Raw genomic sequence first — 18,347 nt, 5'->3', positions numbered from 1 at the left:
GCTGCCCGAGACAGCCACCGCCAGCTCCGGGGTTGGGCCGGCACGTGTGCGCTGGGACCGGTGGCGGCGGCGGCGCGGACCCGGCTGCTGCTGGCGCTGGCTTTGCTCCGCAGCACGGCGGCGGCGCGTCCCGCCACGCGGCATGACCCGAATAGGCCAGCAGGTGTCGGGGGCCTCGCCTGGTGGATCGAGCCGGGCGAGACGCACGCCTTCGCCCGGCTACCGATCATTGGTTTGATATCCAAGCCCTGGCGATCGCGCCGGACGGTCGCACCGCCCCCGCCACGGGCTCGGACGGCACGCTGCTGCGCAGCACCGATGCCGGCACCACCTGGGCCCTCGTCGCCGCCGGCAGCAGGGCAGAGCCCGCGCCCGGCGATCGCGCCGGGCGGGCGCACCGCCCTCGCCGCGGGCAGGGACGGCACGCTGCTGGGCAGCACCGATGGGGGGGCCACCCGGGCCCCCGTCGCCGGCAGCAGGGCAGATTATGCCCCGGCGATCGCGCCGGACGGGCGCACCGCCCCGCCACGGGCTCGGACGGACGCGTTCGCACCGATGCCGGCGCCACCCGGGCCCCGTCGTCGCCGGCAGCAGGGCAGTTATGCCCTGGCGATCGCCCTGGACGGGCGGCACCGCCCTCGCCACGGGTTAAGACGGCACGCTGCTGCGCAGCACCGATGCCGGCACCACCTGGGGCCCCCGCTGCCGGCAGCACGGCAGAGCTCTATGCCCTGGCGATCGCCCTGGACGGGCGTGCCGCCCGGCCGCGGGCAGGGACGGCACCGCTGCTGCGCAGCACTCGGATGCCGGCACTACCTGGGCTCCCGTCGCCGCCGGCAGCAGGGCATGGCCTTCACCGCCCCCGGCGATTGCGCCGGACGGGCGCACCGCTCTCGCCGCGGGGCTCGGACGGCACGCCGCGGCAGCAGCACCGATGCCGGCGCCACCCGGGCCCCCGTCGCCGCCGGCAGCAGGGCATGGCTCCGCGCCCTGGCGATCGCCCCGGACGGGCGCGCCGCCCTCGCCACAGGCGTGAGCGGCTCGCTGCCCCGCAGCTGCCGTTACCGGCACCACCTGGGCCCCGTCGCCGCCGGCAGCACGGCATGGCTCACTGCCCTGGCGATCGCCCCGGACCAAGGCGTGCCGCCCTCGCCACGGGCTCGGGCGGCACGCTCGCTGCGCAGCACCGATGCCGGCGCCACCTGGGCCCCGTCGCCGCCGGCAGCAGGGCAGAGCTCACTGCCCTGGCGATCGCGCCGGACGGGCGCACCGCCCTCGCCGCGGGCTCGGACGGCACGCTGCTGCGCAGCACCGATGCCGGCGCCACCTGGGCCCCCGTCGCCGCCGGCAGCACCGGCATAGCTCACTGCCCCTGGCGATCGCCGGACGGGCGCCGCCCTCGCCGTGGGCTCGGGCGGCACGCTGCCTTCCAGCACCGATGCCGGCGCCACCCTGGGCCCCGTCGCCGCCGGCAGCACGGCAGAGCTCTATGCCCTGGCGATCGCCCCGGACGGGCGCACCGCCCTCGCCGCGGGCTCGGACGGCACGCTGCTGCGCAGCATCGATACCGCGTCACCTGGGCTCCCGTCGTCGGCAGCAGGGCATGGCTCCGCGCCCTGGCGATCGCCCCGGACGGGCGTGCCGCCCTCGCCGCGGGCTCGGACGGCACGCTGCTGCGCAGCACCGATGCCGGCACCACCTGGGGCCCCGTCGCTGCCGGCAGCACGGCATGGCTCTATGCCCTGGCGATCGCCCCGGACGGGCGCACCGCCCTCGCCGCAGGCTCGGACGGCACGCTGCTGCGCAGCACCGATGCCGGCGCCACCTGGGCCCCCGTCGTCGCCGGCAGCAGGGCATGGCTCCGCGCCCTGGCGATCGCGCCGGACGGGCGCACCGCCCTCGCCGCGGGCTCGGGCGGCACGCTGCTGCGCAGCACCGATGCCGGCGCCACCTGGCAGCGCATCGCCCACCAGCGCTATCCCCCGCTTCTATCCTGGCTTCTTCTCGGCTGCGCCTTCATTGCCGTCCTGCCGGCCATGCAGCCGCTCCCACCGGCTCGCCGTGCTGCAGTCGGCGACACTGCCTCGCTCTTCGCCACCGACCGGCCGCTCGCTCCCGACGACCCTGACGTGGCCGGCACCACGGACCTCGCCGCCCGCCTCTCCCGCTTCCTCCGTAACCGTCGGACCGAGCCGCCGCTAACAATCGCTATCACCGGCGCCTGGGGTAGCGGGAAAAGCAGCGTGCTCGCGCGCCTACAGGACGATCTCCGCGCGCACGGCATTCGCCCGGTCTGGTTCAATGCCTGGCACCACCAAAAGGAAGAAAACATCTTTGCCGCCCTGCTGCAGCAGGTGCGAGATCAGGCGGTACCGTCCGTCATGACCATTGCCGGTTTTGCCGTGCGAGGCCGGCTGTGGTGTGGCCGGATAAAGCGGCGGCCCCTTTTCTGGGCCGCGGCGCTTATCCTCCTCGCGGCCATCGTTGGTATGCTGTTCGCTGCCGATTGGCCACGGCCGCAACAGGGGGTGCTGCGCACGAGCTGGGGGTGGGAGCGCGCAGAGGCCGCGCTGAAGGTCCTCGCCCCACTGGTCGCGCTGCTGCTCACCGCGCTCACTGCTGCCATTGGATTTCGCGACAAGCTGAAATCCGCCGGCCTCGATCCCGGCAAGTTGCTCGCCGCCAGCACGCGTGCGGTACGCTGGCAGGACCTCGGAGGCCAACTCGCCTTCCGCGCCCGCTTTGCCGAGGCCTTGCGGGAGGTAACGGAGGCGCTCGGTGACCGGACGCTCACCATCATCGTGGACGACCTTGACCGCTGCCGGCCGGACCAGGTGGCGGAGGTAATGGAGGTGCTAAACTTCCTCTCGAGTTCCACTGGCTGCTTCATCATCCTGGCGATCGCGCGCGAGCAGATCCTGACCGCCATGGGCCTCGCCCATGCCGCCATGGCAAAGGAGATGGCGCCTGAGGGCGTGACGGAAGAGCGGCAGCAGCGTGCGGCCTACGCCGAGAGCTACCTGCAGAAGCTGATCCAGATCGAGGTGGAAGTGCCTAGCTTCGGCGCCGCCGCGGCCCGTCGGCTGATGCGAGAGGCAGCGCGGGAGCATGAGGCGCCGCGCGATCCCGCCTGGAAGGCGGCGGCGATCGGGCTGGTGGTACTAGGCCTCGCGGGATCCGCATTCTTCGGTGGATGGACGCTGGTCGGGCTGATCCCGGATAGGGCAGCGCCGGCCGTACAAGCCCCGGCGCCCGCGCCGGCTGTGGCCCTCCAGCCGTGCCCATCCCGCCGACAACCCCGCCCAGCACGCCCCAGCCGGAGAGGCCAGAGGAGCGGCCGGCCTGGGTAATCGAGCAGCGCAGCCCAGGGCCGGCGCTGACGCCCCGGACCGTTGCTCTACTACTCGCGCCCGTGCTCGGCCTCATCGCTCTCGCCGCCGGGCTACATTGGCGACGCCGCACCCTGCCGCTGGTAGAGGAAGACGAGCCTGCCTTTGCCCGAGCGCTCGACCACTGGGCGGAGGCCGCCTTCCTCGCCCGCCCTTCGCCGCGGGAAATGAAGCGCTTTCTCAACCGGCTGCGGCTGGCGGCCACCGCAGCAGGAATCGGTGACGGCCCAACGGCGGTCGGGTTGGCGGTTTTGCCCACGCTGATCGTGGACTGCTCGAAGGCTTTGCTGCTGACGGGACGGATCTGCGGCAGGCCGCGCTGGTGCGATCCACTGTGGGATCGGCTCCCGTGTGGCCCGCCATCGTCGCAGCGCTTCAGGATCTTGAAGGCTTTGCACCAAGCCCAGCGGAGGTACGGGCTTTCCTGGATGCCTGGGCTGGCGTCAGGGTCCAGGGCTGAAAGAGGCCCGCAATACTGCCGAGCGTAGCCTGTACCGCACGCAGTTGCTGGGACACCAAGGTGGTCCTACACAGCACGGCCTGAAGGCGGGAAGTATTGCTGATTCCGCCCGAGAGCTCGGCGCACCTGCTCGGCCCGCCAGGCGTGCCCGGTGCCGGACGGCGTCGGGATGCCGCGGGCGGTGAGCGCGGCCGCGAGCTGGCGCAGCGTCGTGGCGCCGGCCCGGCGGGCCTGCTCGATGTAGGGCCGCACGTCGGCGGCCCGCGCCTGGGCCTGCGCCGTCCGCACCGCGCCGGCCTTACGCGCCATCTCGGCGGTGCCGGCAACGAGGCGCGGGTTGCCGAGCTTCACTCCCCGTGCCTTGGCCGCGGCGAGGGCGGCCCTGGTGCGCTGGCTGATCAGCCCGGCCTCGAGCTCGGCGACGGCGGCCATCTGGGTCACCAGGAACTTGCCGACCGGCCCGGGAGGGACCTGGGGCAGGTCGCAGAACACCACGCCGCCCTCACCGCTGCCCTCGACCACGCCGAGCAGGAAGCGCGCGTTCCGGGCCAGGCGGTCGAGCTTGGCGATCAGCAGCGTGGCGCGATGCGCCCGGCAGGCGGCGAGTGCCGCGGCGAGCTGCGGCCGGTCGTTCCTTTTGCCGCTCTCCACCTCGACGAACTCGGCCAGCACCGCGCCGCCGGCACGGCTGGCGTGCTCGCCGACCGCGGCGCGCTGCGCTTCGAGGCCGAGGCCAGAGCGGCCCTGGCGGTCGGTGGAGACCCGGAGGTAGGCGACGAAGCGGGCCGGGCCCGGGCTGGCGGCGGATAGGACAGGATTCAGGGTATCGCCGGGCATCGTGGAGCCAGTGTCGCTGCCGTTTGCCGCTGTGTCACGCAACCAAACGTCCAATTGACGGTCCGTGACAGGCGGCCTGAGGTAGACGAAAGCGACACAGTGATGTCATATACGATGTCATGGTGCTTCGCGTGGTCCTGGACACCGATGTCGTGGTCGCAGGCTTCACGAGCGCCGCCGGCGCGTCGCGTCGCTTGCTGCTCGCGGCGCTCGATAGGGAGGTGCGGCTCCTCCTCTCGACGCCCCTGATCCTCGAGTACGAGGCCGTGCTCACGCGCGCGTCCGTGCTCGAGATGGCGGGCATCTCGGCGGAGGAGGTGCTGGCGGTGCTCGACGAACTCGCCGGTGTCTGCGTGCCGGTGGTGTTCGACTTCCGCGTCCGCCCCGGCGCGCGTGACCCCGACGACGACCTGGTGCTGGAGACGGCAGTGAATGGCAGCGCCGACGCCATTGCGACGTTCAACCTGGCCGACCTGCGCGACGGCGCGGCGCGGTTCGGCATCCCGGCCGAGCGGCCGGGGAATGTGCTCAGGAGGATGAGAGAATGAGCAGCTTCCCGCTGCGGCTGCCCGACGACCTGAAGGAGCGCGCGGCCGCGCAGGCCGAGGCCGCGGGCATTAGCCTGAATCAGTACATCGCGACGGCGATCGCCGCCCGTGTCGGCGCGCAGGCGGAGGCGGAGCGCTACTTCGCGGCTCGTGCTGCGCGTTCGCGGCCTGGACGGGCACACGAGATCCTGGCGCGGGCGGGGCAGGGAAGGGCACCTGCAAAAGATGATGAACTTGGCAGTTAGGTCGAGCACGCGCGCCGACGCCCTCCGTCGCCTGCGGTAATGGCAGTTACCGTGGGTAATAAGGATCCAGAAGGCTCGACAAGCCTCGCCATGGAGCGCCTAAACTGAGCGCCGCAGAGCTCCCGCAGCGTCGTCAGAGTTCGGCAAACAGTACGATCTACCAGCCGCGGCAAAGCACCTCCTCGACGTCCTGACGCGCCAGCACCTGCGTGCACGTTTCCCAGCCCCGCTGCCAGGAGCGCTGGGCCTCGGTGGCGCCCTCGCCCGTGGCCGTGCCCCCCCAGCGGACGTCGAAGGCGGATGCCTGGCGCTTCCGGTCCGCGTGCTTGCGCAGCTCGGCCTCGAGGGTCTCCTCGTTCTCGATCCAGTCGTCGTCCAGCGTGTCAGGAAGCTGGCCGAAGATGTCGAAGCGGTCCTTCATTCTCTCCGACAGCCGATCGTAGACCACCTCGTCGCGGCTACCCTCGTAGACGAGGCTCAGCATGTCCACGCGGTCCCGCACTTGGCCGAACCGCTTGATGCGACCGATCCGCTGCTCCAGCTTCGACGGGTTCCAGGGCAGGTCGATGTTCACCAGCGTGCCCAGGGTCTGGAGGTTCAGACCCTCGCATGCCGCATCCGTAGCCACGAGCAGCCGCAATTCATGGTTCCGGACCGCCGTCTTGATGACGTTGCGATCCGTCGAGGCGAACTGGCCGTCCTTGTAGATCCCCGAACGACCGGCTCCGGCGTAGAGACCGACCGGGATCGCGGGAAACTCGGCCGCGACACAGTCCGCCACCCATTTGGCGGTGTCGTAGTACTGGCTGAAGATGATGCACCCATGCGCGTCCAGCCAGCCGCGGCGCCCTTGGTTGAGCCCGGCCTCCTTCAGGTAGTGCCGCAGCACCTGGAGCTTCGGATCTGCGTCGGCGCCTGTCGGGGACGCCTGCTGGGCTCTGCGGAGATGCGTGAGGAGTTCGCGGAGCGCGTTCCGTTCGGCGGTGCTGGCCTCGCCGAGATCGCCGAGGTCGAACATCTCGTCGTCGTCGTCGGCACCCAGCACCGTCGGTTGCTCGTCCGGCCCCGCCTCCGCAACCCCCGAGCGGCGCGCGATGGCCAGCATCGTCGATAGCCCGGCCGTCGAGGAGGAACAGATGCGCTGAAGGAGGAGGCTCTTCAGGAAGCCCGCGCCCTTGTTCCTCGACATCAGGGCCGACGTGTAGGCGTCGGCCACCTTGAAGGCGTCCTGGAGGGCGATGGTCGCGATCACCGCCTTCCCAGTCGCGCCGAAGAAGGCACGGGTGCGGCGGTCCGGCTCGTCGTCGCGGGGATGCAGGTCCACCGCGACGGGCTTCATCAGGCCCGCCTCCTCGAGCGCGCGCCTGCGACGCAGCACAGTGTGCCGGACGACCGGGTTGTGCTCCTGGAAGAAGGCCCGGCCATCCGGGTCGTGGGTGAGCCTGTCGGCGAGGTCCTGCCGATAGAACTCGTCAAGATCGACAGGGGAGCGGTCGGTGACCGCGACCGTGTCGGGCATGCCGAAGTTCTGCCTGATGAAGCCGAACAGGGCCTCTCTTTCGGCGCCCGGCGGCAGCGGGTTTCGCAGCCACTCCCAGGCATCGGCCTCCGCCCGGGGACGCACCTCGCCCCTAATCAGCCGCAGAGCGTCCTCCGGCCTGTTACGCCACCTTGAGAGGTCATCGCCGAGCACGTGGTCGGCGCCGGACCCAAGGACCTTCATGAGGTCCCACAGGTCCATCGGGTCGGTCTGGATCGGGGTGGCGGTTCCCAGAATGACATGCCGGGCCTTCAGCGCGATTCGGGACATGAACTGGAGCAGGTTGTTCGGCTCGCGCTCTCCGCTCGGCGTCGCCGAACCGCGGGCCTTGTGGGCCTCGTCCAGGATGACGATGCCATACGGGCTTTCCCCGGGGCGGGCGCGGCGTTCCAGAAGCGCCTTCCGCTCCACGCTGTCCCGCATCACGAGGCCGGTGGAGACGATCGCCACCTTGTAGGGGGACCGCACGATGTCCTCGGGTCGGCTGGGAATCACGTGGCCCCGATGGTCCATCCACTCCTTCCTGTTCGAGATCCACCGCGCCGACGGCACGCCGAGCTTCTCGATAAGCTCGGTCTGCCACTGCTCGCAGAGGGTCGCGGGCGCCAGGATCAGCGCGGGGCCGTCCCCCAACAGGGCGGTGACCAGGGCGGAGGTTGCCATCGAAAGGGTCTTGCCGACGCCGACCTCGTCGGCGAGCAGCAGGCGGGCCTTGCCGTGTACCTCGCGCTGCCGAAGGAATTCGGAGACAAACGCCTTCTGCCAGGGCTGGAGACCCTCGCCAGCCCGGACCAGGGGTGCCTCCGCCAGGACGGCGCGGGCGATGTCCGTGGTGCCGCGCTCGTCCCATGGCGGGCAGTCGGGAAGCCTGATCTCCACCCGGGCGGCGCACCGGGCGATCTCCGAGATGACCGCATCCGGAAGGGGGACAGCCTTGTCCCAGAGGAAGTCGAACTCCTCCTGGGTCCAGCCGATCGCTTCAGGAGACGGGTCCTCCCAGATCAGCTCGTAGTGGTCCTGCCACGCCTCGCGGGTCTCGTTGACCGATCCCATGAAGCAGGTCTTCGACCCGTCGGCGAGGGTGATGATACCCGCCTTGCCGTGGACCAGCGGTGCGGTGAGGCGGTCCACAACCTTGATGGTGACCTTCGGTCCGCCATTGGCGTCACGGGCCTGCAGCAGATCCCGGAGCATGACGTAGCGGTTCCTGTTCAGCAGGGTCTCGACGGCCACCCCCGCCTCGCCGCTGCCCTCCCACCAGCGCTGCACCAGGGCGCGCGTCCGCGCCTCCTTGCTGGCGTGGATGTCCTGCGGGTTCAGGTCCGAATTGCAGACCACGCGGATGCGGCCAACAGTCGCCAACTCCTCGGCGGCGACCTCGAAGATAGAGGACCGGAAGTAGCCTGCGATCCGGTCGTACGTCTGGGCGCCCCGCAGCCGATCGCGCAGGAAGGCGTGATCCAGCCGCTGGCGGCGGGAACTGAACCGCAGAATACCGGCTCCGCGATCAGGGGCGGCTTCCCGTGCCGCGTCATCGGGCGCGTTCATCAGTCTGCCCCGGGCATGTCCATGCGCCACTCGAACGCCTGGCGCACCAGGCCCATGACGTAGGGGAGGTCGTCCAGCTTCCCGAAGTCCAGCTCTACATCCCCCGTGGCCCAGTGGCTGATGTTGGTGACGTCCCGGCACACACCCTTGGCGTCCTGCAAGTCCGCGAAGGGCATGTTGAGGTAGAGCTTCAGCCTGGCTGCCTGCGGCACGACGGAGACGAAGTTCTCCTCTGTCCGGTAGGCCGCGTAGAGCTTCAGGAACACCTCGGCGACGGCCGGATCGAGGGCGAGGATCTGGGCACGAAGGGCATCGAACAGCGCACGCACGGGACCCCCGGCGAGGTACGGGTGATCCGCGATGGTGAAGGATTGCTGCTCGGTCTTCTTCTGCTTGAAGGTTGCCAGTACGGCGTCATCCAGGACTGGCGGCCGCCACACCGTGAGCGCCATCTCGGACAGGCGTTCCGCCCGCTTCCGGATGGCCGCCTCGTCCCAGTTCAGTAGCTGGCCCAGGCCCTTATTGAGGCGCAGCGGGCTGTCCGCGAAGCCGCCGGTCATGTTCCGCTTCTCGAGGAACGCCCGGTCGCTCAGTTCGGGGTTGTAGGCGGTGAGCGTCAGGTTCCCGAGCGTGTGCAGGTAGGTGTCGCGCACCCACTGCCATGTCGGACCCAGGGCATCCTTCCAGGCGTCCGACAGGTTCTCGTTCTGCGGGAGGATGTGCTCGATCGTGTATTCCTCGACCGCCACCCTCTCCTTCCGATCATGGTTCTCCAGCCGCCGGAGCCAGTACGAGCGGTTCCGGAAGTTGTAGAGATCGCGCGTCTCCATCGCCTTCCTGAACTCGGCGTCGTTGGGGAAGCGCCGATAGGACGGCAGTGTGAGGAAGTGCGCCCGGATGCTGTCGAGGTAGCGGTCCTTCCGCAAGGCTTTGCCGAAGGTCGAGAAGGTCTTGTTGTGCGAGTTGGTCGGGATCTCGCAGACCACGCGCCGGAAGACATACGCTTCGATCATGCGCAGCGCCGCGAGCAGGTCGTCTCGGCTCAGGACGCCATCGGCGTGGTCCGCATACAGCTCCAGCAGGAAGGGGAACGTCACTTCCGCCTTCAGCTCGCGGATGTCCTGAAGGGCCTCCGCCAGCGCCTTGTCCGGCTCGCCCTTGCCGAGAGCCATCCGGCAATAGTAGCGCGCATGCCGGTGGATGTCGGCCACCAGGTTGCCGATGGTGGTGCCCTTGCCCTCCTCTTCGCGGGCGAAGGTCTTGAACACGTCGTACACGTCCTCGATCTTCGGGATGTTGCCCGTCTTCAGCGTCAGGTAGTGGCGCATGAAGCTGTCGAAGTGGGTGGCGTAGGCTTCCTGCCCAAAGGCCACCTCCATGGGCCGCCAGTGGTCCTCGTAAAGCTGGGTCTGCTGCTTCGGCGGGAGGCCCATCAGGACGTAGTTCCGGATGAGGTCGGCTTGGCCGAGCTCCTTTCCGGTCGAGTTCAGGCTCTCGAAGATGAGCTGCGGATTGTCGTGTCCCCGCTCCAGCGAGATGTCCACGATCAGGATGCGCGCCAAGCCCTGGCAAACCTCGCCGAGGTCGGCCTCCTTCATCAACGACTGGAACAGCTCGAAGTTCTGCTTGATGCGGATGCTGTGGTCGTCGGGGAGAAGCTTTCCGTCGATGATGGCCTTCAGCGTGGTGCGGTCCGTGGCGGACAGCAGCATCTTATAGGCGCGTTCGCCGTCCTGGACGCTGTCCTTCAGATAGTAGTGGCGCAGCTTGCGGGCGGCGAAGTCGCCCGAAAGCTCGGTCTCGCCCTGGGCACGTGCCAGGGCCTCGATGATCAGCATGAAGGTCGTCAGGCGCTGCTGCCCATCGATGACCAGAAGGGATGGCTGATCGGTGACGTTATAGAGGCCGTCCTGGATGTAGACGACCGACCCGACGAAGTGGGCCGCCGCGTTCGGGTTTCGGCCCGCGCGCAGCACGTCCTGCCACAGCTTCCGGCACTGCGGTTCCTCCCAGCGGTAGGGCCGCTGGTAGATCGGGATAACGAACTGCTTTGAGCTGCCGAGGAAGTCGAGCAGCCGGGACTCCTTCGCCTTCATCCTGCGAGCCTCTCGGACGCGATCAGGCCCGCGACGACCCGGGCAGCGGCGGCCTCCTCGGCGCGCTGGCGTTCCCAGACGGTGCCGAACCAAGCGGCGAGTGCCCGCACGTTGTCCCTCGCCTGCCTCCAGTTCTCCAGGCCGAAGTGGTCGCGGAGGCCATGTAGGATGCGATCGCCGGAGGTCCTGGGGTCCTCGTCCTGCGCGGTGGCGCGCCACTGCTCGGCGATGGCGTAGAGCGTCGGGCGGATGGTCCCGGCGGCAAAGGGATGGCCGGTCATGAGGGCACGCTTGAACTCGGCGGCACCCTTCAGGCGGGCCTTGTTCGGCGACCGCTCCGCCATGAGGTCTTCCCAATCCGTCGCCCGGTAGACCCGGGCGAAGTTCTGGTAGTCGTCCAGCTTCCCGCCGAGCTGCCCGGCAGGCCAAGTGGCCTCGGTGGCAGTCATCTTCAGGTAGAAGCGTTCCTCTGGGCTGAAGCGCTCCCACATGCCCTCGGCAATGCCGTCCGGGACCATGAGCTCGTTGGCGGTCTGCACGGCGAGGGTGATCATCTCCTCGACGATGCCAACCTCGGTGGTGCGCTTCCCTTCGCGAGGCCGGAGGGCTTCGCGCGTCATGTCCGTGCCGTCGATATGCGTATAGGCGGTCAGCACCTCCAGCGCGGCGGCGTATCCTGCCATCTGGATGTCGGCATCGCTGAAGACGTTCTCGTCCCGCCCGCGACCGTGGGCCTTCTGGTTGAGGCCCGTCAGCGTGGCGACCTGCTTCGCCACGCGGTCCCGGACCTCCGGCACGATGTCGCTGCGGAACCCATGCTCGTCGCCGACGCGCTTCCGCAGCACCATGAGGACGGTGCCCTGGACGTAGCCGCCCTGCTTCAGTTCGCTGGTCGTCTCGGTCGAGACATACCAAGCCGCCGTCACCTGCAACCCGGCGCCCCACACGATCTGCGCCAGGTCCGCCCAGACCCCCGCATCCTTGTGGGTGAACATGCAGACCTGCAGGCCGTTATCTGGCATGCTAGTCGCCATCGCTCGGAAGGCGGCGACCATGTCGGCGCGGAACTTGTCTCCCTTGCCCTGGATGGCCAGAGGACGTCGGCTGTCCCAGGTCCAACGGTCAAAGGGCGCAGGAGCGTTTCGTCGCAGCCAGGCGATAAAGAACTCCGAGATTTCGTGATATACCACCGCATCCGCGTAGGGTGGATCGTAGATCCAAAGGTCACATCGGTATGGGGTTTCTGCTGCAGACCCCATTTCTACACGGCCGTCGCCAGCCATCGGACACGCGCTGAACGGCTCGAGGAGGTACTCCTGGGCAAAGTGGAATGGTCGGACCCCATATGCGTAGAGGGTATTCAAGGCTTGATTGTAGAAGGTCTGAGCTATGGACTCTCGCGAGGCACCAGTTCCGTAGCGACACAGCCTTGTTGACCAATCCGCCATGCGCGCCAGGCCAAGAGCAAGCGCTGGCTCGTCCAGCTGTTTGACTTGTTTCTGTACCAACGCGAGGAACAGAAGCTGGCGAGAGGCGAACAGGTGGTGCCAGTACGTCCAGCCCCGCGTTCGTATCGGCTCGTCGGTTTTCTCCCCGGGCTCGATCCGCATATCGGGAACAAAGCCTTGCGCCTGCCAATTGGCCAGGTTGTCCGAGACGAAGCGCGTTACGCGGTGCTCTCGGGATAGGTCATTCGCATCCGGGACGGCAAAGAATGTGTTCGGCCTTGATTTGCCCTGCCGGACCTCCCGTCCGTCCATCCACTGGATTGCGTAGAGTCTTTCGAGCCAGATGTCGCCACCGCGCCATGCCCCACGTGGTGCACCGGGCACCACGGGCGGTGCGTCGGCAACCCATTCTGGCTCCCTTGGAGCAATATCGCTGATCTCCCAGGCGCGTAGGCGGTTTCCACGGGCAAGTTGCGCTCCGTCACCACCTTCACCATCGCCACGCAGCCGCGTGATCGGGATGCGCCACTCTCGCTCGGGTTCACCTGGTATGGGGGAAACCTGGTAGACGAGGTGACCGTCCTTTAGAGTTCCGGTGGCGGCAGCCGCGAGTTCGCGCGATGACACTCCTTCCTCGATGAGGATGTCGAACCGCTTCCGGGCATGGTCTGGCACGAGTCGAGCCACGCAGCGACGACGCGAACTGATCAGCCGAGAGGGGAGGAGGGGGACCCGCCAGCCTGACTGCGGATCGACCACTTCAAGGCAGTATAGGTACGCCTTAGGGAAGTCTCCTCGCTCGTTGGTCTCTACCTTCAGCTGCTCGAGTTCACTCGCAACCGCACGTGCGGCGAGCTGTTGCGCCTGGGCGATAGCCTCGCGCCGTTCTGCGCTGGCACCGACGATGTTGAACGCCCCCCACGTGAGCATCGCTGCAACGGGACTCAGGTCGCTCGCGAAGGCGCTGCAGCCGATGCGAGCAGCTTCGAACGGGATCGACCCGCCACCGCAGAATGGGTCGCCCACTGTCGGGTTATGTCCGTACCGCGCGATCCCGAGCTCGCGGACCAAGTCCGGTAGGTTCCGCGACGCGGTGCCGAGCCTGGCGCCAATGATGATCCAAACCCCAGCGTAGAGGGGGGTCGTTCGGGTCCCCTAGGTCTTCGACGTTCTCTACTCTCTTGCAGCGGGCTACCTGCTCCGCGAAGGGCATCGCAAGGAGAGCTCTCGCGCTCATCTCCTGCCGTTCCTTCTCGATGAGCTTCTTCTCTCGCGTTGGTAGGCCGGACAGTCGAATCCAGCGCGCTGCTCCGCCCGCGTCGGCGTCGTCGGAGGAAGCATCATTGCGACCTCCCGTTGTCGTGGGATGCTCGATGTGCCTCAGCTTTTCGTCGGCCGAAACCGCGGCGCTATCCCAAACATCCTGGGCGGAAAGCACGGGTGAACGGCGAAGGACTCCAGCGCTGTCCATTCGCATTAGTGCCTCGAAGGTCTGGAGGTCAGCCTCCGGGTCGTCCGTCGCGGGCAGCAATGATGCCAGGACGCAAGCCCTCACCAGAGAAAGCGGCTTCCGACCCTTCCAGTAGGAGCCCAGCGCTGTGAGGGTCTGCGACTGAACGGCCTTGCGCTCCTTCTGCGCTTCGGCGCCGACCTTCTGGGCCGGGAAGACCCGCTCGATGAGGGCGGGCGCGTCCTTGAGGCTGAAAGGCGCCAAGCCGCCCTTGGTGGCAGCGGTATCCATGATCAGGGCGCCTCGAACAGGGGCAGGCCGCCGGTTCCCTTTTGGGACGGGCCTGACTTGGCGAAAGGTTCGGTGACAGCGGTCGGACCCGCGGACATGAGCAGGGCCAGCCCGCGCCGGACCCGGTCGTTCGGGTTTGCCAGCACGCGCCCGGCCAGCCACAGCCGCTCGGCGGACTGGAGGGACACCCAGGTCGCGATCACGGCCGCCATGTCGCCCTCGTCGGCCGCGGCGACAGCCCAGGCCAGAGTCAGGAGTTCCGTGCCGAGAATGCGCTCGACCTTGTTGTCGCCTGTCTGCCAGCGGCTGGTCGGCAGGCCCTTCTCGCGTAGCTTGGCGTTCAGGTCCTGCTTCGCTGTCTCGGCCATCGCGTTCCAGCGCGGCCGGGAAATGATGCACCGGTCCAGCTCGTCGGGGCGCCCCCCCGAATGACCCAGGATGCCGAAGTCCTCGACCAGCCGGATGTCTTCGCCACGTCCGGTGGGGATCACCACGCGGATGTGGTGCGGCCAGTCCACGGCTGGGCATCCGAAGCCGACGACGGCGGCCTTCCGCGCGTTCTTGCGCGCCGCCTCGACGGCCTTGCGGGAGTCGACGACCGTCGGGTCGCCCTTGGGCGCGCGCTCCCGCCCGGGCGCCGGATCCTTCCTGACGGCGGCGGCCATCATGTGGACCTCGTCTGCGGCTGCGTCACGCAGTCGCGCGGATCGCCGACGTCCACCTTCAGGGTCTCCACGAAGGCGATGAGATCGCGCCCAGTGGGGAAGCTGACGGCCTTCACGTGGGCGGTGACATCGGCGTTCGGCTGCCCGACGGCGACGCGGATGGACTCGACGACGTTCGACAGCCCCTCACCGGAGAGCCGCAGGTCGCTGCCGAGGCGCATAGAGAAGGCTTCCTGGCCCAAGCCGACCTGCATCTGCGCGATCACGGCCTGTGCCTTCGCATCCTTCAGCGCCCCGGCCAGCGCGAAGAAGCTCTCCGTGCTGGTCTGCCTGATGTCGAGCGTCAAGTTCGCGGCACGGGTCTCGTCCACGTATTCGCGAAGCGTGGGGACGGTATCCACAGAGTCCGGGTCACCGGGCTCCTTCGGCTTTGCCTTCTGGACGGAGATCCGGAAGTCCTCCGTCCCTTCGAGATCGCCATCGATGGCGATAGCGCGGACCATCACCTCGCTGCCGCCGCGCGCCATGAAGGGCGTGACGGTGAATGGACCTTCGTAGACGGTCCCTTCGCGCGGGTTGGACCCGTCCGTCGTGTAGCGGATGGCCGCCGCCGACGGCCTGGCGAACAGCTCCACCTTGCGGCCATCCGCGCTCGGCGATGTGGTGTGCTGGAGCGTGATCCTGTTGCGCCAGACATAGGCGTCGCCCGTCGGATGGTCACCCTTGGGGTCGATCACCAGGAAGGCGAGGCGGAGCGCCGTGGTCGTGAAGCGGAGCTCCTTGAGCTCGGGGCTGCTTCCGTTGACAAAGGTGCCCTCCGCCATGTGGATGCGGGGCGTCTGCCCGGCATCCACGGCCTGCACGGACAGGGTCACCGCGCCGGTGTCATGGTTGCGGCCCTCCTCGGTGATGGAGACGCGCGTCATGTCGGGTGGGAACGGTCCCCGCTGGATCTTGCCGTTCTCCCGGTCACGCCATTTCCCGGTCTTGGTGGCCTCGCGCTTGATGGCTTCCAGCCCGCCTGGCGGGAGCCAGACGAACTGGGGGTTCTCCTTGGCCCGGGCCGTGATGTCCGACCAGGGAATGGTGTTGAAGGCGGAGCCGTCGGGCCAAAGCTGACCACCCTGGTTCGTCTCCGGGTTGCCGGAGATGCGCGTGATCAAGCCATCGGCTTTGGCTTCCGGATTCGGCTCGAACTTGCCCGCCTTGATGAGGGCGGTCTCGATGGCGGCCTCGCCCGACAGCGAGGAGCGGCCGTCGGCGCCCTTCGCCGTCCGAAGTTCCAACTTCTGCTCCAGCAGCCCCATGGACCGATCGGGCTTCCTGCCGGGATACCAGATGCGGTTGAAGGCATGCTCGACCGTGGTCAGGAACTCGAACTCGGCGCCGTTGCGCCGATCCTCGACCTCCGACCGGAGCGGGTCATCGGCGCGGAGGTCGCGAAGAACCTTCTCGGCCGCGTAGAGGCGGCGCATGACGCCGTCCAGGCTGGCGAAGTGGGTCGGGCTGCCCGTGACGACGAGGAAGTTGTTCTTCTGGGTCAGGCCCGCGAAGAGCTTCTCGGCCGTCTCGGGCGGCAGCTTGCTGTCGGGGCTGACCACGATGAGTTTGCGCGGGCCGGAGAGGTCGATGGCGCCGATCTCGGGCAACGCCAGGACCTCCTGGTACGCCTTGCCGGAGACCGCCTTGAAAACGAGCGCCAAGCGCTCCTGAATGTTCTGGTCGATCCGGGGCTGGGGTGCTTTCTCGGCCTCGGATTGCAGGCGCTTCGTGATGTTTTCTTGCTGGGCGAAGTAGACGACATCGCCCGAGCCGCGGTGCAGATACCAGGCATCTTTCAGCAGCGCATCGAATGCGTTCTGGAACTCTTCGATGGTGCGCCCAGGCGAGATCAGGCACTCGATGACCTGCTCTTTGGTTAGGCCCGCTTTCGAGTCGAAGCCCTGCATCAGCGACGCGGAGAGCAGGACGTTGGCCACCTGCGTACCCGCGTCGGAGCTCAGCTCCTTGTCGACGGTCTCGGCGTGGGCTTGGCCGCCGTCGGCGATGTCCTTGGCGACCGCGTTGTGCAGGTTCGCCAAGGGCAGGACCTCGTTCCGCATGTCGGAATCGTTGAGGTCCATGTGCTGGACGCCGATAAGGTAGACGTTGTTCGGCCTGCCCTCGCGGAACACGTCGCGTACGACGCGGCTGACCATCCGCATCAGGCCGCGGGTCTGCCGGAAGCCTTCATTGTTCCTGAACATGGCGACCAGGTCGCGCAGGCTCGGATGGAACGGGTAGCAGCGGTGGATTTCGTCCGCGAACTGCTCGGGCGTCTTGGCCACCACGCGGGAGCGGACGGCCTCGTCCATGCTCTTCGCGTAGGCCACGGCCACCTTGTCGATGGCCTCGCGGTCTGGAAGCTTGGTGAACAGGCGACGCCGGAGGATGTCGAACACCTCGCCGGAGTTAAGGGCGACGGGAGTGATCTCCTTCGCGCTGCGGCGGACCTCCTGGCTGAGGTTCGCGACCGTCTGCGCGAGGGACTTGCTAGCGCCCTGATAGGCGGCTGAGAGATTGGAGACAACGACCATGCACCGCGGCAGCTTGATGGCGGCCGAGAACAGGTTCGCCAGGGCGTAGGTGACGACGTTGGCTAGGGTGCCAGAGCCAAGTTCGCGCGTCTGAGCGTAGTCCAGGTAGGGCGCCAGCTCGTCCAGCATGATGAGCGTCGGCCTGTCGCCGATTAGCTCGACCCAGTCCTTCTCGCCGGGCGCGCGAGCGCCGTTCTCCCAGAACCTCCGGAAGGTGTCCTCGCGCCCGAGCTGGCGGGCTATCTCGCCCCAGATGAAGTTGTCCGTCGGGTTCCGGCCGGAGATGGCGACTACCTTGGCGTCGCCGAAGCCGTTGGGCGCGTTGATGCCAGCCTCATCGAGAACCCTGGTGCGCAGGGCGGCCGACTTCGCGATAAGGCCGAACGCGACCATCAGGTGCGTTTTGCCGCCGCCCATAGCCTGGGTGAGCGTGTAGACCGCCTGGTCACTTCGCTTGTCGAGGCGGGCGATGCCGAGCTCGAACAGTTGGCGCATGCCGCCCGTGATGTGGTTGCGCGCGAAGAAGCCGGCCGCGTCCTGCTCCGCAGCCTCGATGACCTCGGCGATATCCTCAATGTCCGGCTCGGGATCGGACCGCCGGACGTTCGGGTGGGGTTCACACAGGTCACGGGCAGTCTGCATCACTCGGACTCCGGGGCGCCCGTTCGGGACGCCGGGTGTGTTTCGTGTTTCAGGAATTCGGTGAGGGCCTGCTGCACCAGGCTGGACGCGGAGACGCCTCGGTCGATGGCCAGAATCTTGATCCGTCGGATCAGGTCCGCGTCGATGTGGACAAGGAATTGCCGCCTTTCGGCGGTTCCCCCCCGCTCTTGTCGCTCGACCAATGCCTGCCCCTACGCGCTAAGTTCCTATCACGATAGCTTAACACGCGAAGTTCTGGCTTCGGAAGGACCTCTGCGCTGCGGTCTGGAGGCGAAAGGCCGTGGAGTTGCCGGATTGCCGACAAATGACTGCACCGCGGCAAGGGCCGGACTGTTCGAAGCTAGATCGCCACCTACGCCTTCGTGGTGGGCGCCAAGAATCAAACGGACGCCTCATTCCACGCAGCGCACAAATTCCCATCCCTTTCGGCCGACGGACGCTGTTTCTTCATCCAGATGGCCGAGGTCGCCAGATTTTTCGTCTGACCCCCGCTAGATGGCGCAACGGGCCGGCCGCCGGCGTAGGTGGCGAGGGTGGTCGTCCCTCAGACTGATGGTGTCGTGGACGGGGTCGGGCCGTGGCGGCCTGCCA

General features: G+C 68.1%; 11 protein-coding genes. 3 read left to right on the top strand and 8 right to left on the bottom strand.

Features of this window, described 5'->3' with window-relative positions; translation table 11 throughout:
* The first annotated feature begins 1,103 nt into the window (after positions 1-1,103).
* A complete protein-coding gene (locus tag KSF81_RS28705; RefSeq protein WP_217382228.1) occupies positions 1,104-3,350 on the top strand; it encodes a P-loop NTPase fold protein in 2,247 nt (748 codons plus the stop codon).
* Positions 3,351-3,915: 565 nt separating this feature from the next.
* Here the strand turns inward: KSF81_RS28705 and KSF81_RS28700 are convergent.
* Complete coding sequence (locus tag KSF81_RS28700) at positions 3,916-4,686, bottom strand: recombinase family protein (RefSeq protein ID WP_217382148.1); 771 nt, start codon at positions 4,684-4,686, stop codon at positions 3,916-3,918.
* Positions 4,687-4,805: 119 nt separating this feature from the next.
* Here KSF81_RS28700 and KSF81_RS28695 point away from each other — a divergent pair, with 119 nt between their 5' ends.
* Positions 4,806-5,234, top strand: coding sequence for a putative toxin-antitoxin system toxin component, PIN family (locus KSF81_RS28695; protein ID WP_217382147.1), 429 nt, complete (start codon positions 4,806-4,808; stop codon positions 5,232-5,234).
* Positions 5,231-5,479 carry a toxin-antitoxin system HicB family antitoxin gene (locus KSF81_RS28690; RefSeq protein ID WP_217382146.1) on the top strand — a complete coding sequence of 83 codons (249 nt, stop codon included), beginning with the start codon at positions 5,231-5,233 and terminating at the stop codon, positions 5,477-5,479. The genes KSF81_RS28695 and KSF81_RS28690 overlap by 4 nt, the downstream gene beginning before the upstream one ends.
* 157 nt (positions 5,480-5,636) lie before the next feature.
* On the opposite strand, the gene KSF81_RS28685 is transcribed toward KSF81_RS28690, so the two are convergent.
* Genes KSF81_RS28685 through KSF81_RS32620 form a run of 7 tightly spaced genes read right to left on the bottom strand, consistent with a single transcriptional unit; the run spans position 5,637 to position 17,938 of the window.
* Entirely contained in the window at positions 5,637-8,567 is a 2,931-nt protein-coding gene (locus tag KSF81_RS28685; protein WP_217382205.1) for a phospholipase D-like domain-containing anti-phage protein, read from the bottom strand.
* Positions 8,567-10,663 (bottom strand): DUF262 and DUF1524 domain-containing protein, encoded by a 2,097-nt coding sequence (locus tag KSF81_RS28680; RefSeq protein ID WP_217382204.1) that lies wholly within the window; start codon positions 10,661-10,663, stop codon positions 8,567-8,569. Before KSF81_RS28680 ends, KSF81_RS28685 begins: the two co-directional genes overlap by 1 nt.
* Positions 10,660-13,224 (bottom strand): anti-phage-associated DUF1156 domain-containing protein, encoded by a 2,565-nt coding sequence (locus KSF81_RS28675; protein WP_375293390.1) that lies wholly within the window; start codon positions 13,222-13,224, stop codon positions 10,660-10,662. The genes KSF81_RS28680 and KSF81_RS28675 overlap by 4 nt, the downstream gene beginning before the upstream one ends.
* The gene (locus KSF81_RS28670) at positions 13,145-13,852 is read right to left on the bottom strand and encodes a DUF1156 domain-containing protein (RefSeq protein WP_217382226.1); all 708 of its coding nucleotides are present in this window, start codon (positions 13,850-13,852) and stop codon (positions 13,145-13,147) included. Before KSF81_RS28670 ends, KSF81_RS28675 begins: the two co-directional genes overlap by 80 nt.
* Before the next feature lie 2 nt (positions 13,853-13,854).
* Positions 13,855-14,520, bottom strand: a complete 666-nt coding sequence (locus KSF81_RS28665) for a DUF3780 domain-containing protein (protein WP_217382141.1) — start codon at positions 14,518-14,520, stop codon at positions 13,855-13,857.
* A complete protein-coding gene (locus KSF81_RS28660) occupies positions 14,517-17,735 on the bottom strand; it encodes an anti-phage-associated DUF499 domain-containing protein (protein WP_217382201.1) in 3,219 nt (1,072 codons plus the stop codon). Before KSF81_RS28660 ends, KSF81_RS28665 begins: the two co-directional genes overlap by 4 nt.
* A complete protein-coding gene (locus KSF81_RS32620) occupies positions 17,735-17,938 on the bottom strand; it encodes a CopG family transcriptional regulator (protein ID WP_217382225.1) in 204 nt (67 codons plus the stop codon). The genes KSF81_RS28660 and KSF81_RS32620 overlap by 1 nt, the downstream gene beginning before the upstream one ends.
* Positions 17,939-18,347: the final 409 nt, after the last annotated feature.

The sequence above is a fragment of the Siccirubricoccus sp. G192 genome (genome assembly GCF_019084075.1).
In the GTDB taxonomy this organism is placed as follows: Bacteria; Pseudomonadota; Alphaproteobacteria; order Acetobacterales; family Acetobacteraceae; genus G192.
This window is presented reverse-complemented; position numbering and strand designations above follow the sequence as displayed.